Source organism: Planctomycetota bacterium (genome assembly GCA_039182125.1).
Lineage (GTDB): Bacteria > Planctomycetota > Phycisphaerae > Tepidisphaerales > Tepidisphaeraceae > JBCDCH01.
In genome coordinates, this window is the sequence record JBCDCH010000028.1 from 30549 (window position 1) to 46341 (window position 15793).

Annotated in this window: 11 protein-coding genes; 7 read left to right on the top strand and 4 right to left on the bottom strand. The window is 63.6% G+C overall.

Annotation, left to right across the window (positions count from 1 at the left end):
* Positions 1-220 precede the first annotated feature (220 nt).
* From AAGD32_09325 to AAGD32_09335, 3 genes are all read left to right on the top strand, one after another.
* Entirely contained in the window at positions 221-1594 is a 1374-nt protein-coding gene (locus AAGD32_09325; GenBank protein MEM8874448.1) for a UDP-glucose/GDP-mannose dehydrogenase family protein, read from the top strand.
* A gap of 40 nt (positions 1595-1634) precedes the next feature.
* Positions 1635-2543: a serine hydrolase domain-containing protein gene (locus AAGD32_09330; GenBank protein MEM8874449.1), complete on the top strand. Its 909-nt coding sequence runs from the start codon at positions 1635-1637 to the stop codon at positions 2541-2543.
* A 108-nt stretch (positions 2544-2651) separates the two neighbouring features.
* A complete protein-coding gene (locus AAGD32_09335) occupies positions 2652-3668 on the top strand; it encodes an endonuclease/exonuclease/phosphatase family protein (GenBank protein MEM8874450.1) in 1017 nt (338 codons plus the stop codon).
* Positions 3669-3672: 4 nt separating this feature from the next.
* Here the strand turns inward: AAGD32_09335 and AAGD32_09340 are convergent, their stop codons facing one another.
* Both AAGD32_09340 and AAGD32_09345 read right to left on the bottom strand, forming a co-directional pair.
* Complete coding sequence (locus tag AAGD32_09340; GenBank protein ID MEM8874451.1) at positions 3673-4059, bottom strand: PEGA domain-containing protein; 387 nt, start codon at positions 4057-4059, stop codon at positions 3673-3675.
* A gap of 23 nt (positions 4060-4082) precedes the next feature.
* Positions 4083-5057, bottom strand: a complete 975-nt coding sequence (locus tag AAGD32_09345; GenBank protein ID MEM8874452.1) for a phosphotransferase — start codon at positions 5055-5057, stop codon at positions 4083-4085.
* Positions 5058-5112: 55 nt separating this feature from the next.
* Between AAGD32_09345 and AAGD32_09350 the strand changes: the two genes are divergently transcribed.
* Positions 5113-6300: a metallophosphoesterase gene (locus AAGD32_09350; protein ID MEM8874453.1), complete on the top strand. Its 1188-nt coding sequence runs from the start codon at positions 5113-5115 to the stop codon at positions 6298-6300.
* A gap of 57 nt (positions 6301-6357) precedes the next feature.
* On the opposite strand, the gene AAGD32_09355 is transcribed toward AAGD32_09350, so the two are convergent.
* Together AAGD32_09355 and AAGD32_09360 are read right to left on the bottom strand one after the other, a co-directional pair.
* Positions 6358-8880 (bottom strand): alpha-amylase family glycosyl hydrolase, encoded by a 2523-nt coding sequence (locus AAGD32_09355; protein ID MEM8874454.1) that lies wholly within the window; start codon positions 8878-8880, stop codon positions 6358-6360.
* 77 nt (positions 8881-8957) lie between these two features.
* Positions 8958-10046: a LacI family DNA-binding transcriptional regulator gene (locus AAGD32_09360; protein ID MEM8874455.1), complete on the bottom strand. Its 1089-nt coding sequence runs from the start codon at positions 10044-10046 to the stop codon at positions 8958-8960.
* 429 nt (positions 10047-10475) lie between these two features.
* Here AAGD32_09360 and AAGD32_09365 point away from each other — a divergent pair, with 429 nt between their 5' ends.
* The 3 genes from AAGD32_09365 to AAGD32_09375 all read left to right on the top strand — a co-directional run bounded on the left by AAGD32_09365 (position 10476) and on the right by AAGD32_09375 (position 15643).
* The gene (locus AAGD32_09365) at positions 10476-11216 is read left to right on the top strand and encodes a PEP-CTERM sorting domain-containing protein (GenBank protein ID MEM8874456.1); all 741 of its coding nucleotides are present in this window, start codon (positions 10476-10478) and stop codon (positions 11214-11216) included.
* A 176-nt stretch (positions 11217-11392) separates the two neighbouring features.
* Positions 11393-14569 (top strand): hypothetical protein, encoded by a 3177-nt coding sequence (locus AAGD32_09370; GenBank protein MEM8874457.1) that lies wholly within the window; start codon positions 11393-11395, stop codon positions 14567-14569.
* A gap of 36 nt (positions 14570-14605) precedes the next feature.
* Positions 14606-15643 carry a prepilin-type N-terminal cleavage/methylation domain-containing protein gene (locus AAGD32_09375; GenBank protein ID MEM8874458.1) on the top strand — a complete coding sequence of 346 codons (1038 nt, stop codon included), beginning with the start codon at positions 14606-14608 and terminating at the stop codon, positions 15641-15643.
* The last annotated feature ends 150 nt before the right edge of the window (positions 15644-15793 follow it).

Below are 15793 nucleotides of genomic sequence, written 5' to 3' on the forward strand. Positions count from 1 at the left end.
GGATGACGCGGATTGATCCGAAGAAAAGCGTGGACCGGCCGCATCGGTCAGGTATTCTCTGCCTTCCAAGGCGCGGGCGAAAGTCGGTCAAACGACCCGCCGATCGGGCCGATGTGTCTAGCATGGCGCCGTCCACAATCGTGGTCGACGCTCCGTCACTACCCACTCACCCTCCCTCACGAGTCACAGCCTCAAGGGTCACAGCCTCAAGGGTCACAGCATGAATATCACGGTCATTGGTTGCGGTTACGTCGGTCTGGTCACGGGCACCTGCCTCGCGTCGATCGGCCACAACGTCATCGGCGTCGAGATGATGCCGGAGAAGCTCGCCAAGCTCAAAGCCGGCGAGTGCCCGATCTTCGAGCCGGGCCTGGCGGAACTGATGACCGAGAACATGAAAGCCGGTCGCCTGAAGTTCACCGAGGACATGAAGGAAGCCTGCGCCGAGGCCGAGGTCGTGTACCTCGCGGTCGGCACGCCGCCCAAGCCCGACGGCACCGTCGACATGTCCTTCCTCGAGAACGCCGGCAAGCAGGTCTGCGACGCGCTGCCGCCCAAGAAGGATCTGCCCACCGTCATCATCGTCAAGTCGACCGTTCCCGCCGGTACCAACCGCAAGCTGGCCAACTTCCTCGCCGACAACTCCGACGCCTACGTCCACGTCGTCTCGAACCCGGAGTTCCTCAAGGAAGGCACCGCCGTCCAGGACTTCCTGCGGCCCGACCGCGTCGTCGTCGGCACCGATTCGCCGGACGCCGCCGACGTCGTGCGGCAGGTCTATGACCCGATCCTGCGTGAGCAGATCAAGGCCGGTAACGTCGACTGCTGGTTCAGCATGAACTGGGAGTCGGCCGAGCTGACCAAGTACGCGGCCAACACGATGCTCGCGGCCCGCATCTCGTTCATGAACGAGCTGACCATCCTCTGCGAGCACTACGGCGCTGACATCGAAGCGATCCGCAAAGGCATGGGCTCCGACAAGCGCGTGGGCCCGGCGTTCCTGCGGGCCGGCTGCGGGTACGGCGGCTCGTGCTTCCCCAAGGATGTCGCCGCGATGGAGCACATCTCCAAGGCCGCTGGCTACGACAACAAGTTCGTCACCGCCATCCTCGCGATCAACGCTTACCAGAAGAAGCGCTTCGCCGAGAAGGTGATCGAGAAGCTCGGCAAGCCGGCCAAGGGCGCGACGGTTGCCGTGTGGGGGCTGGCGTTCAAGGCCGACACCGACGACATCCGCGAGTCCGCCGCGATCGACGTGATCCAGCACCTGCTCGACAACGGCGTCCACGTCAAAGCCACCGACCCCAAGGGCATGGACCACATGCAGAAGGTCTTCGGCGAGAAGGTCGAGTGGTGCATCGACCCGGTCCGCGCCGCCGAGGGTGCCGACGCGGTGGCGATCTGCACCGACTGGCTGCTGTATGAGACGCTCGACTACGGCAAAATCAAGAACGTCATGAACCAGCCGGTTCTGTTCGACGGCCGCAACTGCCTGCACCGTTCGGAGATGAAGCGTCATGGCTTCCGCTACTACCCGATGGGTCGCCCGTCGGTCGAGGAGCCGGCCTCGCACCCCGAAGCCGTCAACGCGTAAGGCCTGGTCACTTCAGTGACCAGGGCGGTACGGTGTCGATGTGAACATCCCCGCCGCCCTCGACAACCTGCACCCGTCCATCGCCCCCGACACGGTCACGATCGTCGTCGGGGGTGAGTTGATTCACGCAGGCCCCTGCGCCGATGAGCGGTTCAACATCATGTCGGTGACCAAGGCCGCGACCTGCACGGTCGCAGGCCACCTTGTCACACAGGGCAAATGCACGCTCGACGATCCGGTCGCCAAGTGGATCGACGGCTTCGACGACCGCTACCCGGCGGTCACGCTCCGCCACCTGCTCACGATGACCAGCGGCTACAACGCCAAGGGCGGCACCTACGGCGTCGACGAGTGCAGCGACGGCGCGATCGACTTCCTCGACGCGGCCGACCCCGTCTTCGACCCCGGCACGATGTGGCACTACCACGACGACGCGCTGCGGCTTCTCACGGTCGCATTGCCCAACATCGGCGGCGAGTCGTTGGACGCAATGCTGCGCAAGATCGTGCCGACGTTCACCGATTTCGAGTGGATCGACTACCACGGCAACGGCCGGGGCAACGACGCCGGCAGTGGCATCCTGACATCCGCGAGAGCGTTGTCCGACTTCGGTCGGTACTGGTGTGCCGGCGCTTCGGGCGTCGACCCTGTCTTTGTCGCGGACGCAACCAGACCGCAATCCGCCCACCTACCCGAGTACCGCGGTCCGCTCTATCGCGGCCTCGGCGGATCCGACGGCGGGGCGGCCATGGGCTACCTCTGGCGCTCCAACTCCAATGGCTGTTTTCCCGCGCTTCCGCCCGACGCCTTCTGGATCAGCGGCTGGAACCACAACCGACTCTTCGTCGTGCCGAGCAAACAGCTGGTCGTCACCCGAACCGGCGCGGATGGTTACATCGACAACACGATCGGAAAGTGGGACGCGTTCTTTGCCGCGCTGCTGAACTGAGCAGCGCGAGACCGAGCGAACATGTGCATTCGGTTCGGATGAGATTAAAAGTGTCGCGGCGGTATTGTCGGCGGTGGTCGTCGCGGTGTCGATGGATACCCTGGCCGCATGTGTACCTCCCAACGGCTCGTCGTTCTAAGCGTTCTCGGCCTCTCGACCTTCGGGGCCACGGCCTCGGCCAACTTCCTTGTTGACGGCGGGCCGCGCGATCCCGGATCGCTGCGGATCGCCAATTGGAACGTTTGGCAAAGCAGCATCCTCCCGGACGAGAACGAGGAACGTGCCGAGGCGTTCGGGCGTGTGGTTCAGGCCGTCGACGCGGACATCTGGTTCCTTCAGGAACTCCATGTGTCATCGTCGGTGTTGGACTTCCATTTCTCGACCCGCTTCGCGCCCGACAGTGGACCGTGGTATGTCCACAGTCACGGTGGCGAGGCGATCGTGAGCCGGTACCCGCTGTCGTTCCTCCAGGACAATCCCGAGCCCGACGCGGGTCGGTCGCTACCGATGGCCTTGGTGGATCTTCCGGATGACCACTTTGGTTTCGACCTGTACGCGGGGTCAGCCCATTTCCGTTGTTGCGGCGGGACGGGCAACGACCCGGATCGCCAGCGTGAGGCCGACGCGTTGGTCGGCTGGCTGCGCGACGTGAACCTGCCGGGCGAGTACGCCACGCTGATCGCTGGCGACCTCAACCTCGTCGGTGGCCAGGGCCCGCTCGAGACGCTGCTCACCGGCGACATTGTCAACGAAGACATCTACGGCCCCGACGCCGCGCCCGACGCCGACGGCACCGCGCTGGTCAACCTCGACCCGACCCACAACGACGACCCCGACGGCCCGACGTGGACGTTCCAGAACAGCAACGGCCAGTCACGCCTGGACTACATCGTCTACGGCGATTCGCTGCTGACGGCGACCGATTCGCTCGTGCTCAACAGCACGGAGCTGAGTTTCTTCGAGCGTGAGGCTTTGGGTCTGCTCCCCGGTGACACGGTGCTGAACCTCGAAACCGGCCGGTTCGATCACCTGCCGCTCGTCGCCGACTTCACGGCGATTCCCGAGCCGAGCCTGTTGGGCGTGTTGTTGCCCGCCGGGTTGCTGATGCGTCGCCGCGGCCGGTAGCGGCTCACTCCGGCAACATTTCGCGGGCCGCCTCGGCACGGGTGAGCAGCGCGTCGTTTCCGCCCATGGCCTGACTCGGCTCGAGTTCGACATGCACCGTCTTCTTGTCTTGCAGCCGCACCGGTGAGAGTTCCGCCGCGAGATCGAACGGAATCCACTGCCACCACGGCGCGACGAGCCATTTGTCGAACTTCTCGGTCTCGAAGCCGTCCTTGCGGACCGCGATTTCGAACTTGCCGTAGTAGACGAAGTCCTTGGTCATGGGCGTTCGGCCGGCTTCCTCGCCGTTGAGGTACACCAACGCACCGCTCGGCTCGGAGGTGACCGTCATCGTTCGCTGAACGCCACCACAGCCGACCACCAACATGAGCAAGAGGACAGTCCAACGCATGCCGCCAGCGTAGCGTCGCGCGGTCATCGGCCCAAACGCTGAGCTCGCCGAACATGCCCGGCGTGGCGACGCAGCCAGTCTTGGTGCTTGCCGACGTGATGGAGGTTGTCGACCGCGTCGGGCCGGGCTTTGAACGCCACGGCGTCGTACTCGATCGCCTCGCACAGCCAATCCAGCGGCGCGAGATGGGCATGCCAACGGACACGATCGTGCAGGCCGTCGTCAATGAATCCGCCGGCGTCGGCGTAGGTTCGCAGTGCGGTCGCGGTGAACTCATCGCCGAAGAAGTACTGGCCGATGACGAAATCCGACGCGGGGTCGCCCATGCGGGCGTCGGTGAAGTCGATCATTCCCACGGCCCGCCCGTCGGCGTCGAAGATGAAATGCTCCGTGCTGCAGTCGCCGTGGATGAACCGCTGTTGCGGCGTGGGCTCGGGCGGCTCGACGGCGTTGGCGAAGTAAGGCTCCCACAGGTCAACGATGTCCGCGGGGATGAGTTCGCGCAGCAGGCTGCGCTTTTGGTCGAATGCCGATAACGCGTCTTTCGGGGTTGCACGGTCGGTCGTCACGTCCTCGGGGATGACGGCGCGCTCGATGCCGTGCAACTCGGCAAGCGTGCGGCCCAGCACCGGTGCGAAAGCCTGCGTGTCGACGGTCGTTTCGTCGTACCCGGATTCACCGGCGATGTGTTGATAACCGAGAAAGGGATAGGGGAAGGCCGCCGTTGGCCGACCGACGTGCGTCACGACCGGCGTGGCGAGGGTGACGGCTTGGTTGATGAGTCGAAGCAGCTTGCGTTCGCGTTCGACAAACGGCACCACATTCGCTCTTCGCGGGAACCGAAACACATGGCCGCCGTACTGATAAGCATCGTGGTCCCACCCGCTACCCAGCAGCACCGGCGTTGCATGTGGTAGATCTTCGAACTGCTCCAATGTCGCGGAGACCTTTTCCGTGTTTAACGGACGGTCGGCGGCGAGCGGTGGTTGATCGGACATCGGCCGACGTTACGAACCTGCCCCACAAGTCGCCTGCTTTACAAACTCCAACACCATGTGGTTCATCTTTGTCATTCTCGGCCTGATCTTGTTGCTCGACGGAATCTGGTGGTATGCCGCCGATCGGTTGGTCGTCCGCACGGGCCGGGGCAAGTATCGCTGGCTCATCGCGGCATTTGCGTTGATGCAGTTCGGGCTGATTGGCTACATCATGGCCGCTCGGTTCACCGGCTTGCCGGAGGTCACGTTCATCACCGGGTTGGCGTTGATCTGGCACCTGATCGTGCTGCCGGCGACGATGATCATCTACACGCTCACGGTGCCGGTCGGGCTGCGGGTGTTCGCGCCGCGTGAGGACAAGCCGGACTTGGGTCGGCGTGCGTTTCTGGGCGCACTCGCGGCGACGCCGCCGGCGGTTGCGTTGGTCGCGGCGGGGGTCGGTTCGGTGCAGACGAACCACTTCCGCGTCCGCCGGCTCGATGTGCCGCTGGCCGGACTGCCCGACGAACTCGACGGGGCGGTCATTGCCCACGTCTCCGACACGCACGTCGGTACGTTCACCAACGGCTCGGTCCTGCGTGACATGACCGATGCGGTCAACTCACTCGATGCCGACGTGGTCGTGCACACCGGTGATCTGATCAACCACGACCCGGCCGACGTCCCCGCCGCCTGCGAAATGCTGAACGCCATGCGGGCCAAGCATGGCGTTTACCTCGTCGAGGGCAATCACGACCTGTTCGACGGGCGTCGAGTGTTTCGCAGGGCGGTCGAACAGGCGGGGACGGATCTGGTCAACAACGAAGCACGGCGTTTGCGGATCAACGGCGTCGACGTGGACCTGCTGGGTCTGCGTTGGGGAGGCGTGCCCGGGACCACCGGCGAGCCGGGCGGGCGCTCGGCTCAGCGGTCCGAGGCCGCCATCGGCCAGTCGCTTACGCAGCTGCTCACCAAGTACCCGCTGCGCGACGGGGCATTTCCGATCCTGTTGGCCCACCACCCGCACACGCTGGACTTCGCCGCCGAGGCGGGGATTCCGTTGACACTCGCCGGTCACACCCACGGGGGCCAACTCATGCTCCCCGGCGGCATCGGCTTCGGCCCGGCGATGTACAAGTACTGGTCGGGTCTGTACCACAAGGGTGACGCGGCGACGGTGATTTCCAACGGCACCGGCAACTGGTTCCCCGTCCGCACCTTCGCCCCCGCCGAGATCATCGCGGTAACACTGCGGGGAGCATGAAGTGACATGAGACAACGCCCACGCCTGAAGGCGTGGGCGTCCATTCGTGAGATGGGTTTACTGACTTACGAGGATCGCCGTGCCGTAGGCCGGTAGGGTGCCGGTCATTTGGCCGTCGGTGTCGTAGCGCTCGGTGATGCCGAGCTCGGGGCGCTGCCCGTCGGTGAGGATCAGCGTCGCTTTCGTGTAGTCGGCGTAGGTGCCCGGCTCGACATCGATCGTCAGCTTCTGCGGTTGGTCGCTGCGGTTGATGACAACGTACACGGTCTGCCCGTCGGTGCCGCGCTTCATCACAAGCACGTCACGCTCATCGTCGGTCATCGGGAACGAGACGTCGCCGACACGCAGGGCTTCGACACTGTTGCGGATGGCAATGGCGTGTTGGTAGTGGCGGAAGATGTCCTCGTTGAAGCCGACCCTGTCACCGTCATACGGACCCTTGTCCGGCCAGGGGAACGGCTGGCGGTTGCTCGGGTCATCGGGCGACCACATGCCGGCCTCGTCGCCGTAGTACGTCATCGGCGCGCCGACGAAGCTGTGTTGGAAGAGGACCAGTTGCTTGAAGCGGTTCCATTCCTCGGCCGTCGGGGCGCGGTCGCTGTAGGGCGGGTCGAACGTCGCGGCGTTGTCCTGCGGGCGGTTGGCCCCGTCGTACGGACGGTCGGGGTTGACGAACATCGACGCGAGGCGGTCCGTGTCGTGGCTGCCCATCAGGTTCTGTTGCGCGTAGGCGATGGGACGCGGGTACGCCTCGACGACGTTCATCAGCGCCGCTGCGTACTCACTCGGCGAGATCGCGGTGGACTGGTCGACGAAGAAGTCCTGCGTCGGCATGCTGAACTGGTAGTTCATCACCGCGTCGAACTGATCGCCTTTGAGCCAGGGCTGGGCGAAGGACCAGATCTCGCCGGTGATGTACGCGTCGGGGTTGAGGCCCTTGACGTGTTTGCGCCAGTCGATCCAGAACGGGTGGGGGATGTCCTGGGGCACGTCGAGCCGCCAGCCGTCGATGCCGTCGGACGGATCGCCGTCGCCGTTGGGATCCATCCAGCGGGTGGTGATGTCGAAGATGTGTTGGCGAGGCCCGGGGTGCAGGCCGAGCGTTTCGTCCTTGGCGAAGGCGGGCAGGTGGCCGTTGGGCTGGTCCCAGGCGTTCCACTGGATGCCGCCGTCCTTGCCGTGGACTTGGTAGGGGTCGTCCATCTCGCGCCAGTTGGCCGGGTCGCCCCAGTCGGTGATGTCGAACCACTCGGCGTACGGCGAGTTCTGCCCGTTGGCCAGCACGTCCTGGAAGAACGGATGCGCCCGGCCGACGTGGTTGAACACGCCGTCGATGATGACGCGCATGTCGTTGGCCTTGGCTTCTTTGAGGAACGCGAGGAAGACCTTGTCGCTCTCGGAGAACTCCCAGGTCGCAGGGTCGTCGGTCGAGCCTTCGATGTTGGGCGGGTACTTGGCGTAGTCGGTGACGATGCCGAAGTTGTCGTCGACATGGCGGAAGTCCGCCGTGTCGTACTTGTGCATCGACTCACCCTCGAAGATGGGGTTCAGGTAGATGGCGTTGACGCCGAGGGATTTGAGGTAGGGGAGCTTTTCCTGCAGGCCCTGGAGGTCGCCGCCGTAGCGTCGGTCCCAGACGTCGCCGGTGCCGGTGTAGAAGTTGTCGCTGTCGGCCGAGGGCGGCGTCTCGCCGGGGAGCACGTCCCACCAGTCGCTGTTCCACGGGACCAGCAGTTCGTAGGGGTACTTGCCGGGGTCGTTGTCGGGATTGCCGTTGCGGAAGCGCTCAGCGAAGACCTGGTACCAGACGGCGTGGTGGGGCCACTCGGGGACGTCGAAAGCAAGAAGATCCTTCGAGAACGCTAGGCCGATCATGTTCCGCGCTGGATCGATCTCCTGAACCTCGCCCTGCGTGACCATCCACTCGCTTCCGCTGTCTGCTAGTACAAAGTGGTACTGTGCGACATCCTTTGCTGCTTCCTCAAGATTCAGAACTACGGTCCCGGTGAAGATGTCATAGCCGTCCTCGTTGCCTGCATGCTGAAGCTCACTCGTGGCACCCATACCTAGCATTGGTTTCACAAATACGGCATCCACGTCACCCTGCTGCGTACGGATCGAGACGCGTAGCTCGTTTGCGTCCAACTGCACCGCATCCTTCACCGGATCATGCCTGACGTACTCCGCGTTGATCTTCCCATCCTCCACCGGCGGGGCCTTGCGGATGTCGGGGCCGACGATGACGCCGCTGTTCTGGCCGCCGAAGTTGTCGCCGACACGTAGCTCGGCGTCGTCGGTCGGGTCGGTGATCCAGTTGCCGTCAACGACGAACTTGTAGTGGTGCGTGCCGTCGGGTAGTTCGATCGTGGCGGTCCAGACGCCGTCGCCGTCGTCGTCGGTCATGTCGGTGACGCCGGCGTTCCAGCCGTTGAAGCTGCCGGCGAGGTTCACGTCACGCGGGGCGTCCGCCATGGTGTTGGCGTCGAACTTGAAGGTGACGGTGTTGTCCTCGACGACCGCCTCGGCAAGGGCGATCGAAGGGCAAGCGAGAACGGCGGCGGCGATGATGGCGCGGGTCATGGGGTCTCCTCAAGGATTTTTGGCGTTCGGCCTGGTCACTTAAGTGACCAGGCCCGGCATCCAATCAAGTTCTGTTGTCATTTAGCCGCCATCGCCGTCGACTCTCGCACGATCAGGTGCGTGTCGAGAACGTCGGCGACAGGCTTGTCTTTGCCTTTGACTTTTTCGAGCAATCGACGGCAACTGGTGACGCCGACGTCGTAAAGCGGCAGGCGGATGGTCGTCAGGGCCGGGTTGACGAACGCGGCATGCCGCAGGTCGTCGAAACCGACCACGCTGATTTCGTCGGGCACCTTGATGCCCTTGTGGTTCAGGTGGGCCATCGCCCCCATGGCCATCTTGTCGTTCATGGCCAGCAGGGCGGTGAAATGCGTGTCGGACTTCATGAGTTGACGGGCAGCGGCCGCGCCGCCTTCCTCGGTGTAGTGACCGTCGGCGATCCACTCGTCGGTCGGCTCGACGCCGAGCTTGATCAGGGCGTTGTGCCAGGTGTTCTGGATCTCCCACGCCGTGGAAATGTCCGGTGCCGCCGAGATCAGGCCGATGTTGCGATGGCCGAGTTGGGTGAGGTAGTTCAGGGCCTGTTGCGCGCCGCCGGCGTAGTCGCAAACGACATGATCGCAGTCGATGTAGTTGTTGCCCTCGCCATCGGCCCGCAGGCGGTTGTTCACGACGACGGCCGGGCAGTTGATCTGTTGTAAGTCCGAGAGGTACGCCTGGCTGTCGGAGGTACCCAGCAAGAGCATGCCATCGACGTAGCGGCGTTCGAAAAGCTCGACGTGCTTGTTGGCCTTGATGTAGTCGGGTTTGGCCTGTTCGAGCAGAACCTTCCAGCCGAGGCGTTGGGCCGTGTCGGAGATGCCCGAGAGCAACTCTCCGAAATACGCATCGGCAAACGCGTGTCGCAGGGCCGGCAGGAGGATGGCGAGGACGTGGGTGTGTTTACCGGAGAGTGATTGGGCGAGCCGGTTCGGCTGGTAGCCGAGCTTTTTCATGACCTGCCGGACGCGTGTCTGGGTGGCCCGAGAGATGCGGGGGTTCTCGTTGAGGACCATGGAAACCGTCGCGACGGAGACGTCGGCCTCACGGGCGACGTCGCGGAGCGAAACCTGACGCGGCCGGCGTGGTTTGGCAGTGTTGACCGATAAAACGTCAGCTTGAGCCATGGCGGTTGGTGGCGAGGGAAGCGGGCGGGCGACGGTGCGCCAGTTTGGATGCGCAAACACACCGGCCCGTTCGGTACCGGCAGGAAGGTGAACTAGTTTAACACATCATCGAACAACGGTAAAGCCCACGGTTTCGATCGGCCGATGAAGTCCGTTCCGCGCCGATAGGCAGGGTGCCGGCTCGGCTGATGAATTAATGGGCACTGTCGCGAATCAAGGAAATTCCTGCCCAGCCTCTACGCAAAATGCGTTGACAGGCCCTGGGATGGTGGTAGGATCACGGAATCGCATGCCCGTTGTGGGTATGTTGCCGTGGCCGATTGGATCCGTCGCGGAATGATGAAACGGTTTACAACATGCCGCCGCAAGGTGTTCAAGGGCCAAATGTCAATGGGGCACGCGACGGCAAACTTTCGGGAGAAACTTACCATGCGTACACGCAATCTTGCACTCGCAGCAGCGGCTGCTTTGATCGCCACGCCGGCGGTTGCATCGGCCGCTTCGTTCGCAGGCAATGGCAACACCGGCTTCGGCGGTGCTATCGGCACGAACACGCTCAACATCACCGACGACGGCACCAACGCGACCATCTCGCTCGACAGCCCGTTCGCCGGCAACGTTCTTGTCCTCTACCTGGACAACACCGCTGGCGGCTTGGCCGACACCGCGCTGCTGGATGACACCGATGACGGTGGTCGTACGGCCACCAGCGGATTCAACGACAACGATCCGGCACTGCCTGACGACGACACCCGCACTCTGGCCACATTCGCGCCCGGCTTCGGGGCCGACACGTCCGTCGTGATCGGCGAGTTCGGCTTGGTCATTTTCGACCTGATCGAGAATCCCGGCGATGGCGGACTGCCGTTCGTGTTCTTCGTTGATGACGATGCGAACGACTTTGTGTTCGAAGTGCCGTTGGCCGATCTGGGGATCGCCCCGGGCGGTTCTTTCGACTTTGTCGGTTCGTTGATCAGCGAAACCGCGTTCCGGTCGGACGAAACGATCGGTGCGGCCGACTTCGTGCTCGACGCGGATCCGAACCCCGGTTTTACCGGCTCGGTCACGTTCACAGAGTCGCTGACCTACACCAGTACCGTGATCCCCGAGCCGGCGAGCCTTGGCTTGCTGAGTGTCGCGGGTCTCGGCCTGCTGCGTCGTCGTAAGTAAACGACGGCGGCAACGACCGTTCGCGGTCATGGTTCCCCCCTGCCATGACGCGAGCAGGCCCCGGCGGAGGCATCCGTCTTCGTCGGGGTCGCAGCTTTGGAACAACTCGGCCGGTCATCGTGAATGATGACCGGCTGATTTACAGGATTGCCTGTTTGAGGAGTAGCTTCGACGTGTTGAACCGAACTTCATCCCGATCGGCCATCAGTGCCGCCGTGTTCGCGATGGGCGCCATCGCCTCCGCGCAGGATACGTCGGCTCCGGCGATCCTGCAGATCTTCGACGCGTCGTGGACGACGATCGAGGACCGCTCGGTCGATGCCTGGGCGGCCGGATACGGCAGCGTGTGGATGCCGCCGCCGGGCCGGGCCGAAACCGGCGGTTTCTCCGTTGGCTATGACGTGTACGACCGGTTCAACCTCGGCAACCCGGACGATCGAACGCTCTACGGCACCGAGTCGGAACTCCGCGCCGCCATCGGCACTTGGCAGCGTTTCGGCGCGCAGACGTACGCCGACCTGATCTGGAATCACAACGGCTTCTCCGACCGCTTCGATAGCGAGTTCGTCGCCTCGGGCGGCTATCCGGGTTTCGTCTTTCAGGGCGAGGGCGGCACCGGCGGTGACTTCCACACGTTCGTCGACAGCGTCTTTACCGAACGCATCAGCGGGCTGATCGACATCGATCACAGCTCGAACATTCAGTTTGTCCGTAATCCCGTGCCGGGGTTCAACAACGTGCCGGCTGGGACGACGCCGTACTTCGGCCTGCTCGCCGACCAGCCGACCGAGGCCAACCGCCGGTTTTACACCGACCTCGACGGCCCCGGCCGGACGTACTTCGATCCGACGACCAACGAGACTTTTACGGTCCATGATTTTAACCGTTTCACCGGAGATGAAACCACGGATTGGGCCACCGGCGATCCGGTCGAGGAGAACGCGCTCGGTTACCTGATGCGCAATGCCCAGTGGATGATTCAGGACGTCGGCTTCGACGGCTTCCGCCTCGATGCGGTCAAGCACGTCGAGCCGTGGGTGTTCAACTACCTCGACCGCGCCGTCTACGAGGCCAACCCCCGCCTGCTGCTCGACGGGTCGATCAACCACGTCTTCAGTTTCGGCGAGGCGTTCGAAGGCAACGCGGGCATCATCCAGCAGTACATCCGCAAGGACCTGGTCGACGGCTCCAACAGTGTCGGCGGCAACCGCGACGCGCTCGACTTCCCGCTGCACTTCGCCCTCAAGGCCAACCTCACCGGCAACGGCTTCGGCAACGATTGGCGGAACATCCTCAACGCGTCGCAGGACCTCAACGATGACGGGCTCAACAACGGCAGCCAAGGCGTTTCCTTCGACGCGTCGCATGACGAAAACGGCGCTTTCCTCGGCAATGTGGCCAACGCCTACCTGCTGATGCGGCCGGGCAATCATGTCACCTATTTCAACGCCGAGGAGTTCGGCCCCAACCGCGATTTCCCGAAAGACGGCCGCGGCGATGCGCTCGGCGGGCTTTACGGTGACACCATCACCACGCTCGTCGGCATCCGCAACACCCACGGTCGCGGCAACTTTCTCCCGCACCTCGTCGAGCAAAATCAACTGATCTACGAACGCGAGAAGTCCGCGTTGGTCGTGCTCTCGAGCCGAACCGACGAAGGCTTTGATGAGCGCACGGTCAGCACCACGTTCGAGCCGGGAACCTACCTGATCGAACTCACCGGCAAGGCCGCGCTCGACGCCGACATCCCTGAACTCGTTCAGGTCGATGGCAATGGCAATGTCGACCTCCGCGTTCAGCGGGCCAATGGCGGCGATGGCTACCTTGTCTATGGACTTGCCACCCCGCAGGGCGAACTTTCGCTGTCCAATGTCGACTTCATCCTCGAAGGCGGCACGCCCACCGCGGCGACCAACGGCACCACCCGGCTCACCGATCTCCACGTCGTTTCGGCCGACACCTTCCAGGTCCAACTGCAAACCGAGGAAGTCAACCTGCTCGGTCAGTTCCGCGATCCCGATGCCGACGGGGATAGTGCGCTGCTCAAGCTCAACGGTGGCCTCGACGCCAACGGCAACGGCCGCGTCGACTTCGTCCAGCCCGGCTCGGTCGCTTACGGCTTCGAGCTGTTCACCGACAAATCCTCCCCGCTCGCCCTTGGCGGCGATGGCGAGTTCCTCCAGACCGTCGACACGACGCAACTGCCCGAGGGCGTCAACTTCGTCGAGGTCATCGCTTTCCGCCAACGTGATGACGGTGGTCCGCCGGTCTACTCGTCGTTCAAGAAAGCCCTGTACGTCGACCGCCTCGCTCCCGAGGTCGAGTTCGACGAGGCGGTGTCGTTCAACGGCGCGACCGAAGGCGAGCGTGATCTGCTCGTCAAGTCGACCGACCAGACCGCCAACAGCGTTCACGTCTTCGTCAACTTGCCCGCGAGCCTCACCGACGAGCAGATCCTTTCGTTCGTCAATGGAAGCAACCGCGCCGAGCAGATCGACCGTGACATCTTCAAGTACTACACCGACGGCCTGATCGATGGCAACCACGCACTCACGACCGTGACGTTCGAGGTTACCGGCAACGTCGGCATTCAGCGTCTCGCCGGCGTGTACATCGACGGCATTGGCGCCGGGCTCGGTGATGTGAACGCCGACGGCGTGTTCGACACCACCGACGTCATCGGTGCCGGCGGCTTTGAGCAGTTCCTGTACGCCCGTGACACGCAGTTCAATGCCGCCGCCGACATCGACGGCGACGGCCGCGTGACCAGCGCCGACCTGTTCGCGCTCGAAGCCATCTACATGGACGAGCTTTCCGTGGACGCCGCCGCCGAGGCTCGCGCCGCGGAGCTTCGCCGTGGCAACGTCAACCAGTTCGGCTCCACCGACGCTTTCGACATCGACGACCTGCGTGCCAACTTCGGCACCGCCGACGGCTCGCTCGACGATTGGTACTACGACCTCTCCGGCGACGGCGTCATCGACACCGCCGACGTCGATCTCATCGTCGAAGAGGTTTTCGAGACCGCCTACGGCGACACGAACCTTGACGGCTTCGTCGATGTTGATGACTTCCTGATCCTGATCGAAAACTGGCAGGAAGAGGGCGGCTGGGCCGACGGCGATTCCAACGGCTCGGGCGTCGTCGATAAGCCCGACCTGTTCATCATCAATGCCAACTATGGCTTCGGTTACGACGAACCGCTCGAACCCGTCGAGGTTTTGATCGACGGCCAACCGTACCGGCTGGGCGTGAACGTGCCCGAGCCTTCCACCGTGCTAACACTTGCCGCTGCCGCGTGTCTGATGTTGACGCGTACCCGCCGGTCGAAGGACCGACCCGAGGTGGCGTGACCCCTACCCAATTTTTCTCTCGTGAGGAGACCTCCCATGCGGAACCCCAAACTGCGAACCCACCGCAAAACCGCCTTTACGCTCGTCGAACTCCTGGTCGTCATCGGCATCATCGCCCTGCTGATCAGCATCCTGCTGCCCAGTCTGCAACGAGCCCGACAGTCCGCACAGGATGTCAAGTGCCTGAGTAACCAACGGCAGCTTGCTCTTGCCGGCAACCTCATGCAGGCCGAGCTTGGTCGTGTCCAGACCGTCAGCGACAAAGATGTCGTGATGAGCGGCAACGCCCTCAAGAGCGGCAAGCGCGGCATCCTCACCGACCGCCTCGGCACCGACGTGGTGCCGCTGGACTGGATCAGCGCCTTCGGTGAGTACGTCGGCCGCGCCAACACCGACAGCGGCCGCTACGAAGGCAACAGCGACGGCAGCGAAGTGTTCGTCTGCCCGCGCGACAAGTGGGCAACCCAAGAGCCGGTCGGCTACTACCCCGGAAACAACTTCGTCAACACGTTCGGCTCGGGCACCGGCGTCGAAACGGACTATGCCAAGGCGTCCTACGGCATCAACATCGACATCGCCGCCGACGTCAACCCCGACTCGGGCAATGGTGAGTACAACGCTGGCGGCACCATGGGTGTCTTTGGCGGTCCTGGGAACAACCCTGGCGGAGGTGGCGCTCCCGGCGACCTCGGGCAGCCGGCCAATGGCAACCTGACCAAGGTCCGCAGCGGCTCCGAGACGCTTTTCTTCGCCGATGCCGGCAACCGCCCGTTTATCGGCGTCTCCACCCTCGACCGCGTCGACATCCTCGCCTACACGACCAACTACATGGTCTTCAACGGCGCTACGGATGAGGACCAGCAGCTCTGGGGAACCCTCGGCGGCATCTTGCAGACGCCTTGGCTCCGTGGCCGCATCCCGACCGATCGCCACTACAACGATGTCGAGCTTGATGAGATTCCCAGTCCTGACACCGAGGGTGAGGGCGGCGGTATTCAGATCACCTTTGTCGATGGCCACGCCGAGAAAGTCACACGCGGCGAGTTCGATCGGGTCAAAGTCACGCCTTGGTAATCTCAAGCAAGGCAAAATCCTCGCTTAAACCTAACGACCCGCGTCAGCCATGACGCGGGTCGTTTGCTTCGCAGTGGACAAGGTTGTCGAAGCAACGCAGTTCAACTGTTTTCAATGCCCGAAGTATCCCACGTCTGGCACCTCCGCCGC

What these genes read in the sequence shown, in the direction of transcription:
- AAGD32_09325 (MEM8874448.1), top strand. Translation starts at nt 221, where the DNA reads ATGAATATCACGGTCATTGGTTGCGGTTACGTCGGTCTGGTCACGGGC.
- AAGD32_09335 (MEM8874450.1), top strand. Translation starts at nt 2,652, where the DNA reads ATGTGTACCTCCCAACGGCTCGTCGTTCTAAGCGTTCTCGGCCTCTCG.
- AAGD32_09340 (MEM8874451.1), bottom strand. Translation starts at nt 4,059, where the DNA reads ATGCGTTGGACTGTCCTCTTGCTCATGTTGGTGGTCGGCTGTGGTGGC.
- AAGD32_09345 (MEM8874452.1), bottom strand. Translation starts at nt 5,057, where the DNA reads ATGTCCGATCAACCACCGCTCGCCGCCGACCGTCCGTTAAACACGGAA.
- AAGD32_09350 (MEM8874453.1), top strand. Translation starts at nt 5,113, where the DNA reads ATGTGGTTCATCTTTGTCATTCTCGGCCTGATCTTGTTGCTCGACGGA.
- AAGD32_09355 (MEM8874454.1), bottom strand. Translation starts at nt 8,880, where the DNA reads ATGACCCGCGCCATCATCGCCGCCGCCGTTCTCGCTTGCCCTTCGATC.
- AAGD32_09360 (MEM8874455.1), bottom strand. Translation starts at nt 10,046, where the DNA reads ATGGCTCAAGCTGACGTTTTATCGGTCAACACTGCCAAACCACGCCGG.
- AAGD32_09365 (MEM8874456.1), top strand. Translation starts at nt 10,476, where the DNA reads ATGCGTACACGCAATCTTGCACTCGCAGCAGCGGCTGCTTTGATCGCC.
- AAGD32_09375 (MEM8874458.1), top strand. Translation starts at nt 14,606, where the DNA reads ATGCGGAACCCCAAACTGCGAACCCACCGCAAAACCGCCTTTACGCTC.